The following is a 13,409-nucleotide window of genomic DNA, read 5'->3' as shown; positions in this document are numbered from 1 at the left end:
CTGCTGTCCTGCTGCGCCTCATGGCGCGCGCCGTGATTCGCACCCACTCCCTTGAGCGAAGACTCTGATTGCATGACGCTTTTGGCCCTTGGCATCAATCATAAGACAGCGGCGGTCGAGGTGCGCGAGCAAGTCGCTTTCACCCCGGCGCAGCTGGAAGCAGCTCTGACCGAACTAGGCGCTCTGAAAGAGGTGCATGAGGCTGCGTTGCTGTCGACCTGCAATCGCACCGAACTCTATTGCGTGATCGAGCGTGACGGCGAGGCGGCGATCCTCGAATGGCTGAGTCGCTTCCATGCGCTCAGCGTCGAGCAACTGTCGGCGGCGGCCTATCATTATTTAGACGGCGACGCCGCTCGCCACCTGATGCGTGTCGCCGTGGGGCTCGACTCCATGGTGCTCGGCGAGCCACAGATCCTTGGCCAGCTCAAGGATGCCTACCAGGTGGCGCGTAGTCACCAAGGGCTGGGCGGTGAGCTCGAGCGGCTATTCCAGCACACCTTTGCGGTCGCCAAGCAGGTGCGCACCGAGACGGGCATCGGTGAAAACCCGGTGTCGGTGGCCTATGCGGCGGTCAGCATGGCCAGCCGCATCTTCGATGACTTCAAGCGCTCCACGGCGCTGTTGATAGGTGCGGGTGAAACCATCGAGCTGGTCGCCCGTCATCTGAAAGAGGCCGGGGTGCGCACCCTGATCGTGGCCAACCGCACCCGTGAGCGGGCCGCGCAGTTGGCGGACTCCTTCGGCGGCGAGGCGATGTCTCTCAATGAGATTCCCGATGCCTTGGCCCGTGCCGACATCGTCATCTCGTCTACTGCGGCGCCGCTGCCGATTCTCGGCAAGGGCATGGTCGAGCGGGCGATCAAGATGCGTCGCCACCGGCCGATGTTCATGGTCGATATTGCCGTACCCCGTGACATCGAGCCGCAGGTCGGCGAACTGGATGATGTCTTCCTTTACACCGTCGATGACCTTCAGGAGGTCATCGAAGAGAATCGTCGTCATCGCCAGGTGGCGGCCGACCAGGCCGAAGTACTGATCGAGCACGGTGTCGGTAGCTGGCAGCACGAGCGTCGAGTGCGCGGCGCCGGTGACCTGATTCGCCGCTATCGGCAGCAGGGCGAGCAGATGCGCGCCGAGTCCGAGGAGCAGGCGCTGGCGCAATTGAGCCGCGGTGATGATCCGCAGAAGGTCGTCGCACGCCTGGCTCGTCAGCTGACCAACAAGCTCATGCACGCTCCCACCCTTGGCTTGCGCGAGGCCTCCGGAGCCGAGCGCCAGGATCTGATCGATGCCGCCGAGGCGCTGCTTTTCGACGCCGAGCGTGGCCCTCAGGACCCTCGATGATCGACACCAGACTACAGGACCCTTCATGAAAGCCACATTGCGTCAGCGCCTGGATACCTTTGCCGAGCGTTTCGAGGAACTTTCGGCCCTGCTGGCCGAGCCCGACGTTATCGCCGACCAGCCGCGCTTCCGCGACTATTCCCGTGAGTATGCCGAACTCGAAGAGTTGGTGGCCACCTGGCAGGAATTCCGCGAGACCGAGGGCAATGTCGAGGCCGCCCAGGCCCTGCTCGAGGATAGCGACGCCGAGATGCGCGAGCTTGCCGAGCTTGAACAGGCCGAAGGCCAGGAGCGACTGGCGGCCCTCGAGGAGTCGCTCAAGCGGCTGCTGGTACCCAAGGACCCGGATGACGGTCGCAGTGTCTATCTGGAGGTCCGTGCCGGCACCGGCGGTGATGAAGCCGCGCTGTTTGCCGGCGACCTATTTCGCATGTATTCCCGCTATGCCGAGAAGCATGGCTGGAAAGTCGAAGTGGTCAGTGCCAGTCACGGCGAGCAGGGGGGCTATAAAGAACTGATCTCGCGGATCAAGGGCGACGGCGTCTATGCCCGGCTCAAGTTCGAATCCGGCGCCCACCGGGTGCAGCGGGTACCCGCCACCGAGTCTCAGGGGCGTATTCATACCTCGGCCTGCACCGTGGCGGTAATGCCCGAGGCGGACCAGGTCGGCGATATCGACATCAACAGCAACGATTTGCGCGTCGATACCTTCCGCTCCAGCGGTGCCGGCGGCCAGCACGTCAACACCACCGATTCGGCGATCCGCATCACCCACCTGCCCAGCGGCGTGGTGGTCGAATGCCAGGAAGAACGTAGCCAGCACAAGAACCGTGCCAAGGCCATGTCGCTGCTGGCCGCGCGCCTCAAGCAGAGCGCGCTGGAGAATCAGCAGCGCGAGCAGGCCGACACGCGCCGCTCGCTGGTGGGCTCCGGCGATCGCAGCGAGCGTATTCGTACCTATAATTTCCCCCAGGGGCGCGTTACCGATCACCGCATCAATCTGACCCTATACAAGCTTAACGAGGTGATGACCGGCGAGCTTGGCGAGATCATCGAACCCTTGCTTCACGAGTATCAGGCCGAGCAGCTCGCTGCCCTACAGCAGGAAACCTGATGGGGCAGGGGAAGAATCTGATGCGCCTCGACCTGCTGTTGGCCCGCGCCGCCGAGCGTCTAAAGGCAGCGGCTTCGCCGAGCCCCAGGCTGGATGCCGAGGTACTGATGTGCCATGTGCTCGGTGTCAGCCGTGCCTGGCTCTACACCTGGGGCGACCGCGACGCTGAACCTCTGGTGCGGGCGCGCTTCGAGGCCCTGATCGCCGCTAGGGCGCAGGGCCGGCCGGTGGCTCACCTGGTCGGTGAGCGAGAGTTCTGGGGGCTGACCCTCAAGACCTCTGATGCCACCCTCATTCCGCGCCCCGATACCGAATGCCTGGTCGAAGCGGCGCTCGCGCGTGGCGCGGCCGAGAAGGGCCAGCTAGTGGACCTCGGCACTGGCACCGGCGCCATCGCGCTGGCCTTTGCCAGTGAACGCCCCGGCTGGCAGGTGACCGGGGTCGATCTGTCGCCGCAGGCCGTTGCTCTGGCCGCAGACAACGCCGCAGCCCTGGGGCTATCCCGGGTTCGCTTCCTGCAAAGCGACTGGTTTGCAGCGCTTAGTGGTGAGTGCTTTTCGCTGGTGGTGGCCAACCCGCCTTACCTTGCCGACGACGACCCCCACCTTGGACAGGGTGACGTGCGTTTCGAGCCCCGCTCGGCGCTGGTGGCCGGCGAAGAGGGGCTGGCCGACCTCTACTGGCTGGTGGGCGAGGCGCGGGATCATCTCGTTCCAGGCGGCTGGCTGTTGCTCGAGCATGGTCTCGAGCAGGGTGCGGCGGTGCGTCAGGCACTCGAAGACGCCGGCTATTTAGACGTCGCGACCCTTGAGGATTTAGGCGCGCGCGATCGGGTCAGCCTGGGGCGCTGGCCGGCATAGGCGCCTTGAAAAGAACGTTGGCGGTGCGACTCGCGCCGCCCAGAGCGGATATGGTACTTGTATGGGAAACATGGGAGAAAATGGCGAAGCCCTCTGACAAGCCAGCATCTGGCCCGACCAATCACTGAGGTTTTCGTCCATTTCCCCTTCCAACAACTATTGAAGCCATGAAGCGCAGGCGATCCTGCGGCGGCACCTCAGTCGCCTGCGTCTCGAGCTTGGACAATGGATGACCATGAAAGCCAAGACCCGCTCGCTTGACCGTATCGACCTGAAGATCCTGCGTGCCCTCCAGGACAATGCCCGCATTTCCTACGTCGACTTGGCCGCTCAGGTAGGCCTTTCCACCACGCCTTGCTTGGAGCGCGTCAAACGCTTGGAGCGCTCGGGCATCATCCGCGGCTACAAGGCGGTGCTCGACCCCAAGGCCCTGAAGGCCAAGCTGCTGGTGTTCGTCGAGATCAGTCTCGAGAGCCAGTCGCCGGCGGTGTTCGATGAGTTCCGGCGTGCCGTGCGCAAGCTGCCCCAGGTCCAAGAGTGCCATCTGGTCTCGGGGCAGTTCGACTATATCCTCAAGTGCCGTATTCCCGAGATGTCGGCCTATCGCCAGCTGCTTGGCGAGGTGGTGCTGACGCTGCCCGGCGTCAAGGAGTCGAAGAGCTATGTGGTCATGGAAGAGGTCAAGGAAGAATTTACCCTGCATGTGCCGGACGTCGAGCAGCTCGAAGAATACTGAGAATGTGTACTGAGCGGCGCGCCTGCTGACCGACGCTGGCCGGTCACAGAGCATGACCCGAGAACATGACCCGAGAAAAGGCCCAGAAGACACGTGACGATGAACGACCAGGCGCTGCTGCGTTTCAGCCGCCAAATCATGCTCGAGCCGATCGAGATCGAAGGCCAGGAGCGCCTGCTTGCAAGCCACGCGCTGGTGATCGGCGCGGGCGGCTTGGGCTCGCCGGTGGCGCTTTACCTGGCGGCGGCGGGCGTCGGTCGCTTGACGCTTGCCGACGATGACGCGGTCGAGCTTTCCAACCTGCAACGCCAGATTGCCCACGGCCAGGCGGACATTGGCCGGCTCAAGGCCGAATCGGCTCGCGATGCTGCGCTGGCACTCAATCCTGATTGCCGGATCAGCGCCATCACCGAGCGCCTCGATGGCGAGGCGCTGGCACGCGCCGTCGAAGCGGCGGATCTGGTGCTTGACTGCACCGATCGCTTCACTTCGCGCTATGCCATCAATGCCGCCTGCCGGGCGGCGGGGCGGCCGCTGGTCTCCGGTGCGGCGATTCGCTTCGGCGGACAGCTCGCGGTCTTCGATCCTCGTGAGCCGGAGAGTCCCTGCTATGCCTGCCTCTATCCGCCCGGAGCGCCGGGGGAGGATGAGGAGCTACGTTGCGCCGAGAACGGCGTGGTGGCGCCCTTGGTGGGGCTGATCGGCAGCTTCCAGGCGCTGGAGGCGGTCAAGCTGCTCAGCGGTGCCGGTAGCGCCCATCAAGGGCTTTCCACCTTCGATGGCCTTAAAGGTGAATGGCGACGCTTTCGTGTGCCTCGTGACCCAGATTGCCCTGTCTGCGGCCAGTATTGATTCCAGGCGATCCCGCATCGCCGTGGATAGGTTTGGCGATGATCAAAGTGAGTAATATACGGCGTGACGGCGGCAAGACGTCTGTCCCTATTGGTCCCGGCGGCACACTTCTATAGACTGCGCGACCGGCCATGACCCGGTCGGCGAAGGCCGGCATGCGACAAGACGAGGAGAGCGATGAGCGAGACCAGCACGGCGAGTGCCCCGCCCCGCCAGGACCTGACCAACCGAGCCCCGGCGGCCGCTCGCTCCGCGGCGGCGATCAACCTCGAGGGCCTGCACAAGCGTTTCGGCCCCGACTCCGTGGCGCTGGACGGCGTCGACCTGACGATCCACGAGGGGGAATTCTTCACGCTGCTTGGCCCCTCGGGCTGCGGCAAGACGACCCTCTTGCGCATTCTCGCCGGACTCGAGTCGCCGGATGCCGGTCGCCTGACCCTTGGTGGGCGCGATATCACCCAGGTGCCGGCGCACCGGCGCAGCGTCAACACCGTCTTCCAGTCCTATGCGCTCTTTCCGCATCTGTCGGTGCGCGACAATCTGGCCTTTGGGCTTCGCATGCAGGGCGTCTCCAAGGCCGAGCGGGACGCTCGGGTCGCCGATATCGCCCGCTTCATCCAGCTCGGCGGGTTGATCGAGCGCCGGGTGGATCAGCTCTCGGGCGGTCAGCGTCAGCGCATTGCGCTGGCGCGGGCCCTGGTCTGTGAGCCGAACGTGCTGCTGCTCGACGAGCCGCTATCGGCCCTGGATGCCGGCCTGCGCGGCCAGCTTCAGGTCGAGCTCAAGCGCGTTCAGGCGCGCCTGGGCATGACCTTCCTGTTCGTGACCCACGACCAGCAGGAAGCCATGGTGATGTCGGATCGCATCGCCGTGCTCAATGGGGGCAGCATTCAGCAGGTGGGCTCGCCCAAAGACATCTACGAGCGGCCGGCGAATGCCTTCGTGGCCCGCTTCATGGGGCATGACAACCTCTTCCCGATCCTTGACCGTGACGGCGTGCGGCTCAACACCGCATTGGGAGCGCTGACGGTCGAGGCATCGGAGGCCGAGTTATCGGAGACATCGGGCGAGGGCTCGCTGCTGCTGATACGCCCCGAAACGATCGATTTGCTGCCACCGGATCAGGCCGGCACCAACTGTCTGCCGGCTCGCGTCACCGACTGCCTGTACCGGGGCAGCCAAGCCGAATACCGCCTGGACGTGGGCGATGCCGAGCTGCAGGCGATGGTCAATAACCGGGGATGGCAGTTGCCGAGCGTAGGGGATCGCGTCTGCGTATCGGTAGCGGCCGAGGATCTGGTGACGCTGGCAGGCGAGGCGGGCACATGAGCGGGGCCCGCGTTGCGCAGGCCCCCGGCGGGCGCAGGGCGCTTGGCGAGACCGGCCACCTGCTGCTGACCGTGGCACCGGGGGCGCTCTGGCTGCTGATATTCCTGGTGTTGCCCGGCATCTATCTGATGAGCGTGGCCTTCATGACCAACGGCCCCTATGGCCAGCCCCAGATGCCGCTGACGCTGGATGCCTTCGAGCGGCTGGCCGGCTACGGCATTCTGGGCTGGAGCCCGGCCAACCTCTACACCCTGCTGCGCTCACTCACCCAGACCCTGGTCGCGACCCTCTTGGTGGTGGCCATTAGCTATCCGCTGGCCTACCACATCAGCACCGCCAAGGCGCGCTGGCGGCCGGTGATGCTGCTGGCATTGGTCGTGCCGTCCTGGACCAATCAGGTGATTCGCACCTTCGGCTGGATGAACCTGCTGGCGCCAGGCACGCCGCTGGCGGGGCTGGCCGAATCGCTGAGTCTGATTCCGCCCAACATGGGGCTTTATCCGTCCAATATCGCCGTGACCCTGGGGCTCGTCTACAACTTCCTGCCGTTCATGGTGCTGCCGCTCTATGCCGCCTTCGAGAAGCTCGATATCTCTCAGGTGGAGGCGGCGCAGGACCTCTATGCCTCACCGCTACGCACCTTTTGGCACGCGGTCTTCCCACAGACCCTGCCCGGGCTGCTGGCCGGCGTCGTACTGGTGGCGATTCCCGCCTTCGGTATGTATGTCGTCTCGGAGCTGCTGGGCGGGGGCAAGCATATGCTGCTCGGCAACCTGGTGGCGCGGCAGTTCGCCGGGGGTGCCAACTGGCCGCTGGGTGCCGCCGGCGCGATCCTGATGCTGCTGGCGACCTTCGCCGGCCTCTACGTGATGCGCCGTATGGGGCGGCGTCTGGGCGGTGGCAATGAGGTGGTGATATGACCCGTCATGGACTGCGGCGCGGCTTGCGGGTTTTCTGGTGGCTGACGCTGGTATTTCTTTATCTGCCACTGGCGGTGGTGGTGCTCTACTCCTTCAACGCCTCCAATAGTGCCGCCCACTTTACCGGTGTTTCGCTGCGCTGGTATTACCGCCTGATGGGCAATGAGGCGCTGCTCTCGGCGCTGGGCAACAGCCTGCTGCTGGCGGTGGTGTCTTCGCTGATTGCGCTGTTGCTGGGTACCTTGATTGGCTACGGCATGTTCCATCATCGCTGGCGACGCTTGGGCTGGTTGGTGGTGCTGATCTACTTGCCGCTGGTGCTGCCGGATATCGTCTTTGGTATCGCCGAAATGGCCTTCTTCGTGCAGGTGGAGCGTCTGACCGGCTGGCTGTCGCCGGGCCTTGGCACCATGATCATCGCTCATGTGTCTTTCCAGATTCCCTTCGTGGCGCTGATCGTCTATTCGCGGCTGGTGGGCCTCGATCCGAGCCTGTTCGAGGCGGCCAAGGATCTCTATGCCTCGCCCTGGCAGCGGGCTTGCCACTTTCTGGTGCCGACCCTGAGACCGGCGTTGATCTCGGGGGTGTTTCTGTCATTCACCCTGTCGCTGGATGATTTCGTGATCAGCTTCTTCACCTCGGGCCCCGAGAGCGCCACGCTGCCAATCTATATCTGGGGGGCGATCCGCAAGGGAGTCTCTCCGGAGATCAATGCCATCGCGACGCTGATGATCGCTGCCGTGGCGTTGGTCGCCGTGGCCAGCCTGCTGCTGGGCCGTCAGCGTGCGGGGCGTGGCTAGCGAACCAGACAGGTCGCCAGCGAGGCCTCGACGTGGCACCCTGCCGCTTTCGTCGATCTCATCGCGCTTACCATCACATCACTGCTGCTCAGGAGAGTCACGCATGCCGCACTCGTTTCATCGCCCCTTCCTTCGTTCGGCCCTTTCGGCCCTGCCACTCGTCGGCCTGATGCTGGCCGGCGGCGCTCAGGCCGCAGACGACAAGCTTTATCTGTTCAACTGGACCGAGTACATGGACCCGGCGATCATCGATGCCTTCGAGGAGCGCTATGACGTCGAGGTGGTGCAAAATTACTTCAATTCGCAGCCGGAGATGTTAGCCAAGCTCAATGCTGGCGGCGTGTCCCAGTATGATGTGATCGTGCCGTCCAACTACTATGTGCCGCGCTTGATCGAGACCGGCCTGGTGCAGCCCCTGGACAAGTCGAAGCTGGCACATCTCGGCAACGTCATGGATACCTTCAAGGATCCCGGCTACGACCCGGGCGGTGACTACAGCGTGCCCTACCAGTGGGGTACCACTGGCATCATCTACAACACCGACACCTTCCCCGACGCGCCGAAGAGCTGGTCGCTATTGTTCGATGCTAACGAGAATCCGGATTACCCCTTCGCGGTAGCGGGCGATGGGCAGGTGACCATGGGCGGCGCCTGTGCCTATCTGGGCCATGGCTATGACTGCATCGGCCTGGATGCCTGGCGGGAGGCGGCGAAGCTTTTGATCGAGGCCAAAGGGCGTGCCAACTTCAGCGGCTTTACCGACGGCACCCCGGCGCTGCAGCAGCTGTCTCGCGGCGTGGTGCATGCGGCGATGAGCTTCAACGGCGACTATCTGGCCTTCAAGGACGAAGATCCCGAGGGCTTCGCTAATACCGCCTTCATGATCCCCGATGAAGGGGCCGAGATGTGGGTCGATGCCATGATGATTCCCGCCGAGGCGCCTAACCCCGATCTCGCTCATGCCTTTATCGACTTCCTGCTGGAAGCGGAGGTAGGCGCCCAGTTGTCGAACTACAACTACTACGCTAGCCCCAACGCGGCGGCAGAGCCGTACCTGGACGAGGTACTGACCCAGCCGCCGGTGCAGCCAAGCGACGAGGACATGCAGCGGCTGCGCTTTATCCCGAGCCTTTCAGGCGACGAGCTGCAGATCTTCCAGCAGCTATGGTCTGAAGTGCAGGCGCGCTGATTCTCGACGGATAATCTCTGCTGGGCTCGGGGCCGCCATTACGGCGCCGGGCCCTTGTTCGTTCTATTGAATGAATGTCGCGGGCTTGGGGCAGCGCCTCATCGCGTCTGCGGATGGCGACAGGCTGCCGGCAAGTGTGGAAACACCGCACAGCTGGCGCGAGCCCTGTGTCTGCGGCATGATCCCTGGGCTATACTCCGCCCGTCTCCGACTCGTTAGCGGCAGGATGTCGCCCGAGTCCTCGTCTCATCCTTTCCCGTCACCTCGCCTGGCGCCAGCGCGTGCCCCGGGGGGGGCGAGACTCCGATGCCTGGATTCCCCCGAGCCGACTCTTATTTCTCTGTCGACCCTTGTGTGGTCGATTCCTGTTGTTGCGTGTGAGGAGCGAGTGATGAACAAGTCCATCGTGATCGGTAGCACCCTGTCAGTTCTCGGCCTGGGTGGATTGGCGGTAGGGGCCTATCAGGTCAGCAACTATTCCCAGGCTCCCGAGCCGGTCTATGCCGACATCCTGCAGGTCGATGCGGCAACCCGAACCGTCGAAACACCGCGTCAGGTCTGCGAGGACGTGGTGGTTAGCCAGCAGGCGCCCAGCCGCGATCCCAACCGCATCATCGGCACCGCCGCTGGCGCCATCGTTGGTGGCCTGCTGGGTAATCAGGTCGGTGGCGGCAGCGGCAAGAAGATTGCCACCGTGGCCGGCGCCGTGGGCGGTGGCCTGGCGGGGCGTGAGGTGCAAGGGCGTATCGAATCCGGCCAGACCAGCACCACTACCCGGCAAGAGTGCCACACCGTCACCGACACCCGTCAGGAGCACCTGGGCTATGACGTGGAGTACCGCCTCGATGGCCAGGTCTTCAGTGCCCGCCTCGATGAGGCGCCCCAGGGAGATCGCGTCTTGATGCAGGATGGTAAGCCCCAATGGCATGTCGGCCAGTCGTCTGCCGGAAGCGATTCTCAAGGCTAGTCGATTCGTCGCTGCAAGGGTGGTGTACAATATTTGTATAGCTATCGTGCATATGTTGGCGTAGCCTACGGGTACATTCCTGCAGGAGCGGCACCATGTTTGGGATCTTCAAGAGCGATCCGACCAAGAAGTTGCAGAAGGCCTATGAACGCAAGCTCGAGCAGGCCATGGAGGCCGCCCGCAATGGCGACATGCACACCAATGCGAGCCTGACCGCAGAAGCGGAAGCCCTGCGCGAGGAAATCGAGGCGCACAAGGACGCCTGATCGGACCTGCGCCACTGCCAGATACGACAACGCCCCCTGAAAAGGGGGCGTCTTGCGTTGCAGCTAGCGCGGGGCACTCGCTGCCCGCGTCTGCCATCTAGCGGCCTAGGTGGTTCAGCACAGGGCGTCGAGTTTTTCCTTGAGCAGGCCGTTGACCTGCTGGGGGTTGGCGGTGCCGCGTGAGGCCTTCATGACCTGGCCGACGAAGTAGCCGATCATCTTGCCGCGCTTGTCCGGCTCGGCGTCGCGATACTGGGCGACCTGCACCGGGCTGTCGGCGATCACCTGATCGATCATCGCTTCGATGGCGCCGGTGTCGGTGACCTGTTTCAAGCCCTTGGCCTCGATGATGGCATCGGCGCTGTCGCCTTCGCCGTCCCACAGCGCGGCGAAGACCTGCTTGGCGGCCTTGCCGTTGATGGTCTCGTCCTTGACCCGGGCCACCAGCTCGCCGAGCTGGGTGGCCGATACCGGGCTCGAGGCGATGTCCAGACCTTCCTTGTTGAGGCGGCCGGCGAATTCGCCCTGTACCCAGTTGGCGGCCAGCTTGGCATCGCCGCAGACATCCTTCACGCCCTCGAAGAAGTCGGCCATGGCGCGTGTTGCCGAGAGTACGCCGGCATCGTAGGCGGACAGCCCCAGCTCGCTCTGGAAACGCGCGCGCTTCTCGGCCGGCAATTCCGGCAGCGAGGTGCGCAGGTGATCCACGTAGGCGTCGTCGAGCACCACCGGCAGTAGGTCGGGGCAGGGGAAGTAACGGTAGTCGTTGGCCTCCTCCTTGGTGCGCATGCTGCGGGTCTCGTCGGCGTCGGGGTCGTACAGACGAGTCTCCTGCACCACCTTGCCGCCATCCTCGAGCAGTTCGACCTGGCGCTCGACCTCGAAGGCAATGGCGCGCTCGACGAAGCGGAAGGAGTTGACGTTCTTGATCTCGGCGCGAGTGCCGAAGGCCTCCTGACCCTTGGGGCGCACCGAGACGTTGACGTCGCAGCGCATCGAGCCCTCGGCCATGTTGCCATCCGAGATGCCAAGGTAGGTGACGATGGAGTGAATCGCCTTCAGATAGGCCGCGGCTTCCTTGGCGGAGCGCATGTCGGGCTCGGAGACGATCTCCAGAAGCGGTGTGCCGGCGCGGTTCAGGTCGACCCCAGTCATGCCGTGGAAGTCTTCGTGCAGCGATTTGCCGGCGTCTTCCTCGAGGTGGGCGTGATGAACGCGGATGCGTTTCGTCTCGCCGTCATCGAGGGTGATCTCGACCTCGCCCGGCCCGACGATCGGATGATACATCTGGCTGGTCTGGTAGCCCTTGGGCAGGTCCGGATAGAAGTAGTTCTTGCGATCGAAGATCGAGACTTCGGGAATCTCGGCATCGATACCGAGCCCGAACTGCACCGCCATGGCCACGGCGGACTCGTTGAGCACCGGCAGCACGCCGGGCATGCCCAGGTCCACGGCGCAGGCCTGGCTATTGGGTTCGGCGCCGAAGGCGGTGGAGGCCCCGGAGAAGATCTTGGAGCGGGTGGCCAGTTGGACGTGGACCTCGAGGCCGATCACGGTTTCCCATTGCATCATGCGTTCTCCTTGCCGAAGGCCGGGCGTTGCTGGTGCCAGTCGGTGACCTGCTGGAACTGGTGGGCGACGTTGAGCAGCTGCGATTCGGCGAAGTGCGGGCCGAGGATCTGCAGGCCCACCGGGCGGCCATCGACGTTACCTGCCGGCACGCTGATACCGGGGATGCCGGCCAGGTTGATGGCAATGGTGTAGATGTCCTGCAGATACATGGACACCGGGTCCTTGTTGGCGCCCAGGTCAAAGGCCGGCGTTGGCGTCGAGGGGCCCATCAGCACGTCGACTTCCTCGAAGGCATCCATGAAGTCCTGGCGGATCAGGCGACGGACCTGCTGAGCCTTCTTGTAATAGGCGTCGAAGAAGCCTTCAGAAAGGGTGTGGGTGCCGATCAGGATGCGGCGCTTGACCTCATCGCCGAAGCCTTCGGCCCGTGAGCGCTTATAGAGATCCTCGAGATCCTTGGGCGCGTCGCAGCGATGTCCGAAGCGCACGCCGTCATAGCGGGACAGGTTCGAGGAAGCCTCGGCCGGCGCAATCACGTAGTAGGCCGGGATGGCATGGTGGGTATGCGGCAGGCTGACTTCCTGCACGGTGGCGCCCAGCGATTCGTAGACCTTGACCGCCTCGCGAATGGCGCTCTCCACCGCCGGGTCCAGGCCGTCGCCGAAGTATTCCTTGGGCAGGCCGATCTTGAGGCCGGACAGCGAGGTGCCAAGCTCGGCGCGGTAATCGGGCACGCCGCGAGCCACGCTGGTGGAATCGCGCAGGTCGTGACCGGCGATGGCGCTCAGCAGCAGTGCGCAGTCCTCGGCGGTGCGGGCCATGGGGCCGGCCTGATCGAGGCTGGAGGCATAGGCCACCATGCCGTAACGGGACACGCGCCCGTAGGTGGGCTTCAGGCCGGTAATGCCGCAGAAGGCCGCCGGTTGGCGAATCGAGCCGCCGGTGTCGGTACCCAGCGCTGCAGGCACCAGGCCCGCCGCCACGGCGGCGGCACTGCCACCAGAGCTGCCACCAGGCACGGCGGAGAGGTCCCAGGGGTTCTTGACCGGGCCATAATGGCTGTTTTCGTTGGACGAGCCCATGGCGAACTCGTCCATGTTGGTCTTGCCAAGGCTAACGGTGCCGGCTGCCTTGAGCTTTTCGACCACGTTGGCGTCGTAGGGGGCGATGAAGTTGTCGAGCATCTTCGAGCCGCAGCTGGTCTTCACGCCTTCGGTGCAGAAGATGTCCTTCAGGGCCAGCGGCAGGCCGGTGAGCGGGCCGGCTTCGCCGCGGGTACGGGCGTCATCGGCGGCATCGGCGGCGGCCAGTGCCTGCTCGGCGGTGACGCTGATGAAGCTGTTGAGCTCGCCGTCGAGGTGTTCGATGCGCTCAAGCAGTGATTCGGTCAATTGGCGACTGGTGAACTCGCCGGCCTCGAGGGCGCGGGCAAGCTCGGTCAGGGTCATGTCATGCAT

The 13,409-nt window shown here is 64.3% G+C and carries 13 protein-coding genes; 11 read left to right on the top strand and 2 right to left on the bottom strand.

What is annotated here, in order from left to right:
* Positions 1 to 72 precede the first annotated feature (72 nt).
* The 11 genes from hemA (at position 73) to BLR71_RS17390 (ending at position 10,380) form a co-directional block, all read left to right on the top strand.
* A complete protein-coding gene (gene hemA / locus BLR71_RS07610; protein WP_092524735.1) occupies positions 73 to 1,347 on the top strand; it encodes a glutamyl-tRNA reductase in 1,275 nt (424 codons plus the stop codon).
* Positions 1,348 to 1,372: 25 nt separating this feature from the next.
* Positions 1,373 to 2,461, top strand: coding sequence for a peptide chain release factor 1 (prfA, locus tag BLR71_RS07605; protein ID WP_092524733.1), 1,089 nt, complete (start codon positions 1,373 to 1,375; stop codon positions 2,459 to 2,461).
* 20 nt (positions 2,462 to 2,481) lie between these two features.
* Entirely contained in the window at positions 2,482 to 3,321 is an 840-nt protein-coding gene (prmC, locus tag BLR71_RS07600) for a peptide chain release factor N(5)-glutamine methyltransferase (RefSeq protein WP_092525090.1), read from the top strand.
* A gap of 235 nt (positions 3,322 to 3,556) precedes the next feature.
* Positions 3,557 to 4,057 carry an Lrp/AsnC ligand binding domain-containing protein gene (locus tag BLR71_RS07595; protein ID WP_092524731.1) on the top strand — a complete coding sequence of 167 codons (501 nt, stop codon included), beginning with the start codon at positions 3,557 to 3,559 and terminating at the stop codon, positions 4,055 to 4,057.
* A 99-nt stretch (positions 4,058 to 4,156) separates the two neighbouring features.
* Positions 4,157 to 4,909 (top strand): HesA/MoeB/ThiF family protein, encoded by a 753-nt coding sequence (locus BLR71_RS07590; RefSeq protein ID WP_092524729.1) that lies wholly within the window; start codon positions 4,157 to 4,159, stop codon positions 4,907 to 4,909.
* 177 nt (positions 4,910 to 5,086) lie between these two features.
* On the top strand, positions 5,087 to 6,238 hold the full coding sequence (locus tag BLR71_RS07585) for an ABC transporter ATP-binding protein (protein WP_092524727.1): 1,152 nt from the start codon (positions 5,087 to 5,089) through the stop codon (positions 6,236 to 6,238).
* The gene (locus tag BLR71_RS07580) at positions 6,235 to 7,158 is read left to right on the top strand and encodes an ABC transporter permease (protein WP_092524725.1); all 924 of its coding nucleotides are present in this window, start codon (positions 6,235 to 6,237) and stop codon (positions 7,156 to 7,158) included. The genes BLR71_RS07585 and BLR71_RS07580 overlap by 4 nt, the downstream gene beginning before the upstream one ends.
* The gene (locus BLR71_RS07575; RefSeq protein WP_092524723.1) at positions 7,155 to 7,958 is read left to right on the top strand and encodes an ABC transporter permease; all 804 of its coding nucleotides are present in this window, start codon (positions 7,155 to 7,157) and stop codon (positions 7,956 to 7,958) included. The genes BLR71_RS07580 and BLR71_RS07575 overlap by 4 nt, the downstream gene beginning before the upstream one ends.
* Positions 7,959 to 8,061: 103 nt before the next feature.
* Positions 8,062 to 9,147 (top strand): ABC transporter substrate-binding protein, encoded by a 1,086-nt coding sequence (locus BLR71_RS07570; RefSeq protein ID WP_092524721.1) that lies wholly within the window; start codon positions 8,062 to 8,064, stop codon positions 9,145 to 9,147.
* A gap of 391 nt (positions 9,148 to 9,538) precedes the next feature.
* On the top strand, positions 9,539 to 10,114 hold the full coding sequence (locus tag BLR71_RS07565; RefSeq protein ID WP_092524719.1) for a glycine zipper 2TM domain-containing protein: 576 nt from the start codon (positions 9,539 to 9,541) through the stop codon (positions 10,112 to 10,114).
* A gap of 95 nt (positions 10,115 to 10,209) precedes the next feature.
* Entirely contained in the window at positions 10,210 to 10,380 is a 171-nt protein-coding gene (locus BLR71_RS17390; RefSeq protein ID WP_139172560.1) for a DUF6435 family protein, read from the top strand.
* A 114-nt stretch (positions 10,381 to 10,494) separates the two neighbouring features.
* Here the strand turns inward: BLR71_RS17390 and gatB are convergent, their stop codons facing one another.
* Positions 10,495 to 11,949, bottom strand: coding sequence for an Asp-tRNA(Asn)/Glu-tRNA(Gln) amidotransferase subunit GatB (gene gatB / locus BLR71_RS07560; RefSeq protein ID WP_092525089.1), 1,455 nt, complete (start codon positions 11,947 to 11,949; stop codon positions 10,495 to 10,497).
* Positions 11,949 to 13,409: an Asp-tRNA(Asn)/Glu-tRNA(Gln) amidotransferase subunit GatA gene (gatA, locus tag BLR71_RS07555; protein WP_092524717.1), complete on the bottom strand. Its 1,461-nt coding sequence runs from the start codon at positions 13,407 to 13,409 to the stop codon at positions 11,949 to 11,951. The genes gatB and gatA overlap by 1 nt, the downstream gene beginning before the upstream one ends.

The organism is Onishia taeanensis (genome assembly GCF_900100755.1).
Classification (GTDB): Bacteria; Pseudomonadota; Gammaproteobacteria; order Pseudomonadales; family Halomonadaceae; genus Onishia; species Onishia taeanensis.
Note: the sequence above shows the minus strand (reverse complement) of the source record. Positions and strands in the feature narration are given on the sequence as shown.

Bases quoted from the DNA above. Each gene is read 5' to 3' on its own strand.
- BLR71_RS07595 (WP_092524731.1), top strand. From the start codon at position 3,557: ATGAAAGCCAAGACCCGCTCGCTTGACCGTATCGACCTGAAGATCCTG.
- BLR71_RS07590 (WP_092524729.1), top strand. From the start codon at position 4,157: ATGAACGACCAGGCGCTGCTGCGTTTCAGCCGCCAAATCATGCTCGAG.
- gatB (WP_092525089.1), bottom strand. From the start codon at position 11,949: ATGCAATGGGAAACCGTGATCGGCCTCGAGGTCCACGTCCAACTGGCC.
- BLR71_RS07575 (WP_092524723.1), top strand. From the start codon at position 7,155: ATGACCCGTCATGGACTGCGGCGCGGCTTGCGGGTTTTCTGGTGGCTG.
- BLR71_RS07565 (WP_092524719.1), top strand. From the start codon at position 9,539: ATGAACAAGTCCATCGTGATCGGTAGCACCCTGTCAGTTCTCGGCCTG.
- BLR71_RS17390 (WP_139172560.1), top strand. From the start codon at position 10,210: ATGTTTGGGATCTTCAAGAGCGATCCGACCAAGAAGTTGCAGAAGGCC.
- BLR71_RS07585 (WP_092524727.1), top strand. From the start codon at position 5,087: ATGAGCGAGACCAGCACGGCGAGTGCCCCGCCCCGCCAGGACCTGACC.
- hemA (WP_092524735.1), top strand. From the start codon at position 73: ATGACGCTTTTGGCCCTTGGCATCAATCATAAGACAGCGGCGGTCGAG.
- prmC (WP_092525090.1), top strand. From the start codon at position 2,482: ATGCGCCTCGACCTGCTGTTGGCCCGCGCCGCCGAGCGTCTAAAGGCA.
- BLR71_RS07570 (WP_092524721.1), top strand. From the start codon at position 8,062: ATGCCGCACTCGTTTCATCGCCCCTTCCTTCGTTCGGCCCTTTCGGCC.
- BLR71_RS07580 (WP_092524725.1), top strand. From the start codon at position 6,235: ATGAGCGGGGCCCGCGTTGCGCAGGCCCCCGGCGGGCGCAGGGCGCTT.
- gatA (WP_092524717.1), bottom strand. From the start codon at position 13,409: ATGCATGACATGACCCTGACCGAGCTTGCCCGCGCCCTCGAGGCCGGC.
- prfA (WP_092524733.1), top strand. From the start codon at position 1,373: ATGAAAGCCACATTGCGTCAGCGCCTGGATACCTTTGCCGAGCGTTTC.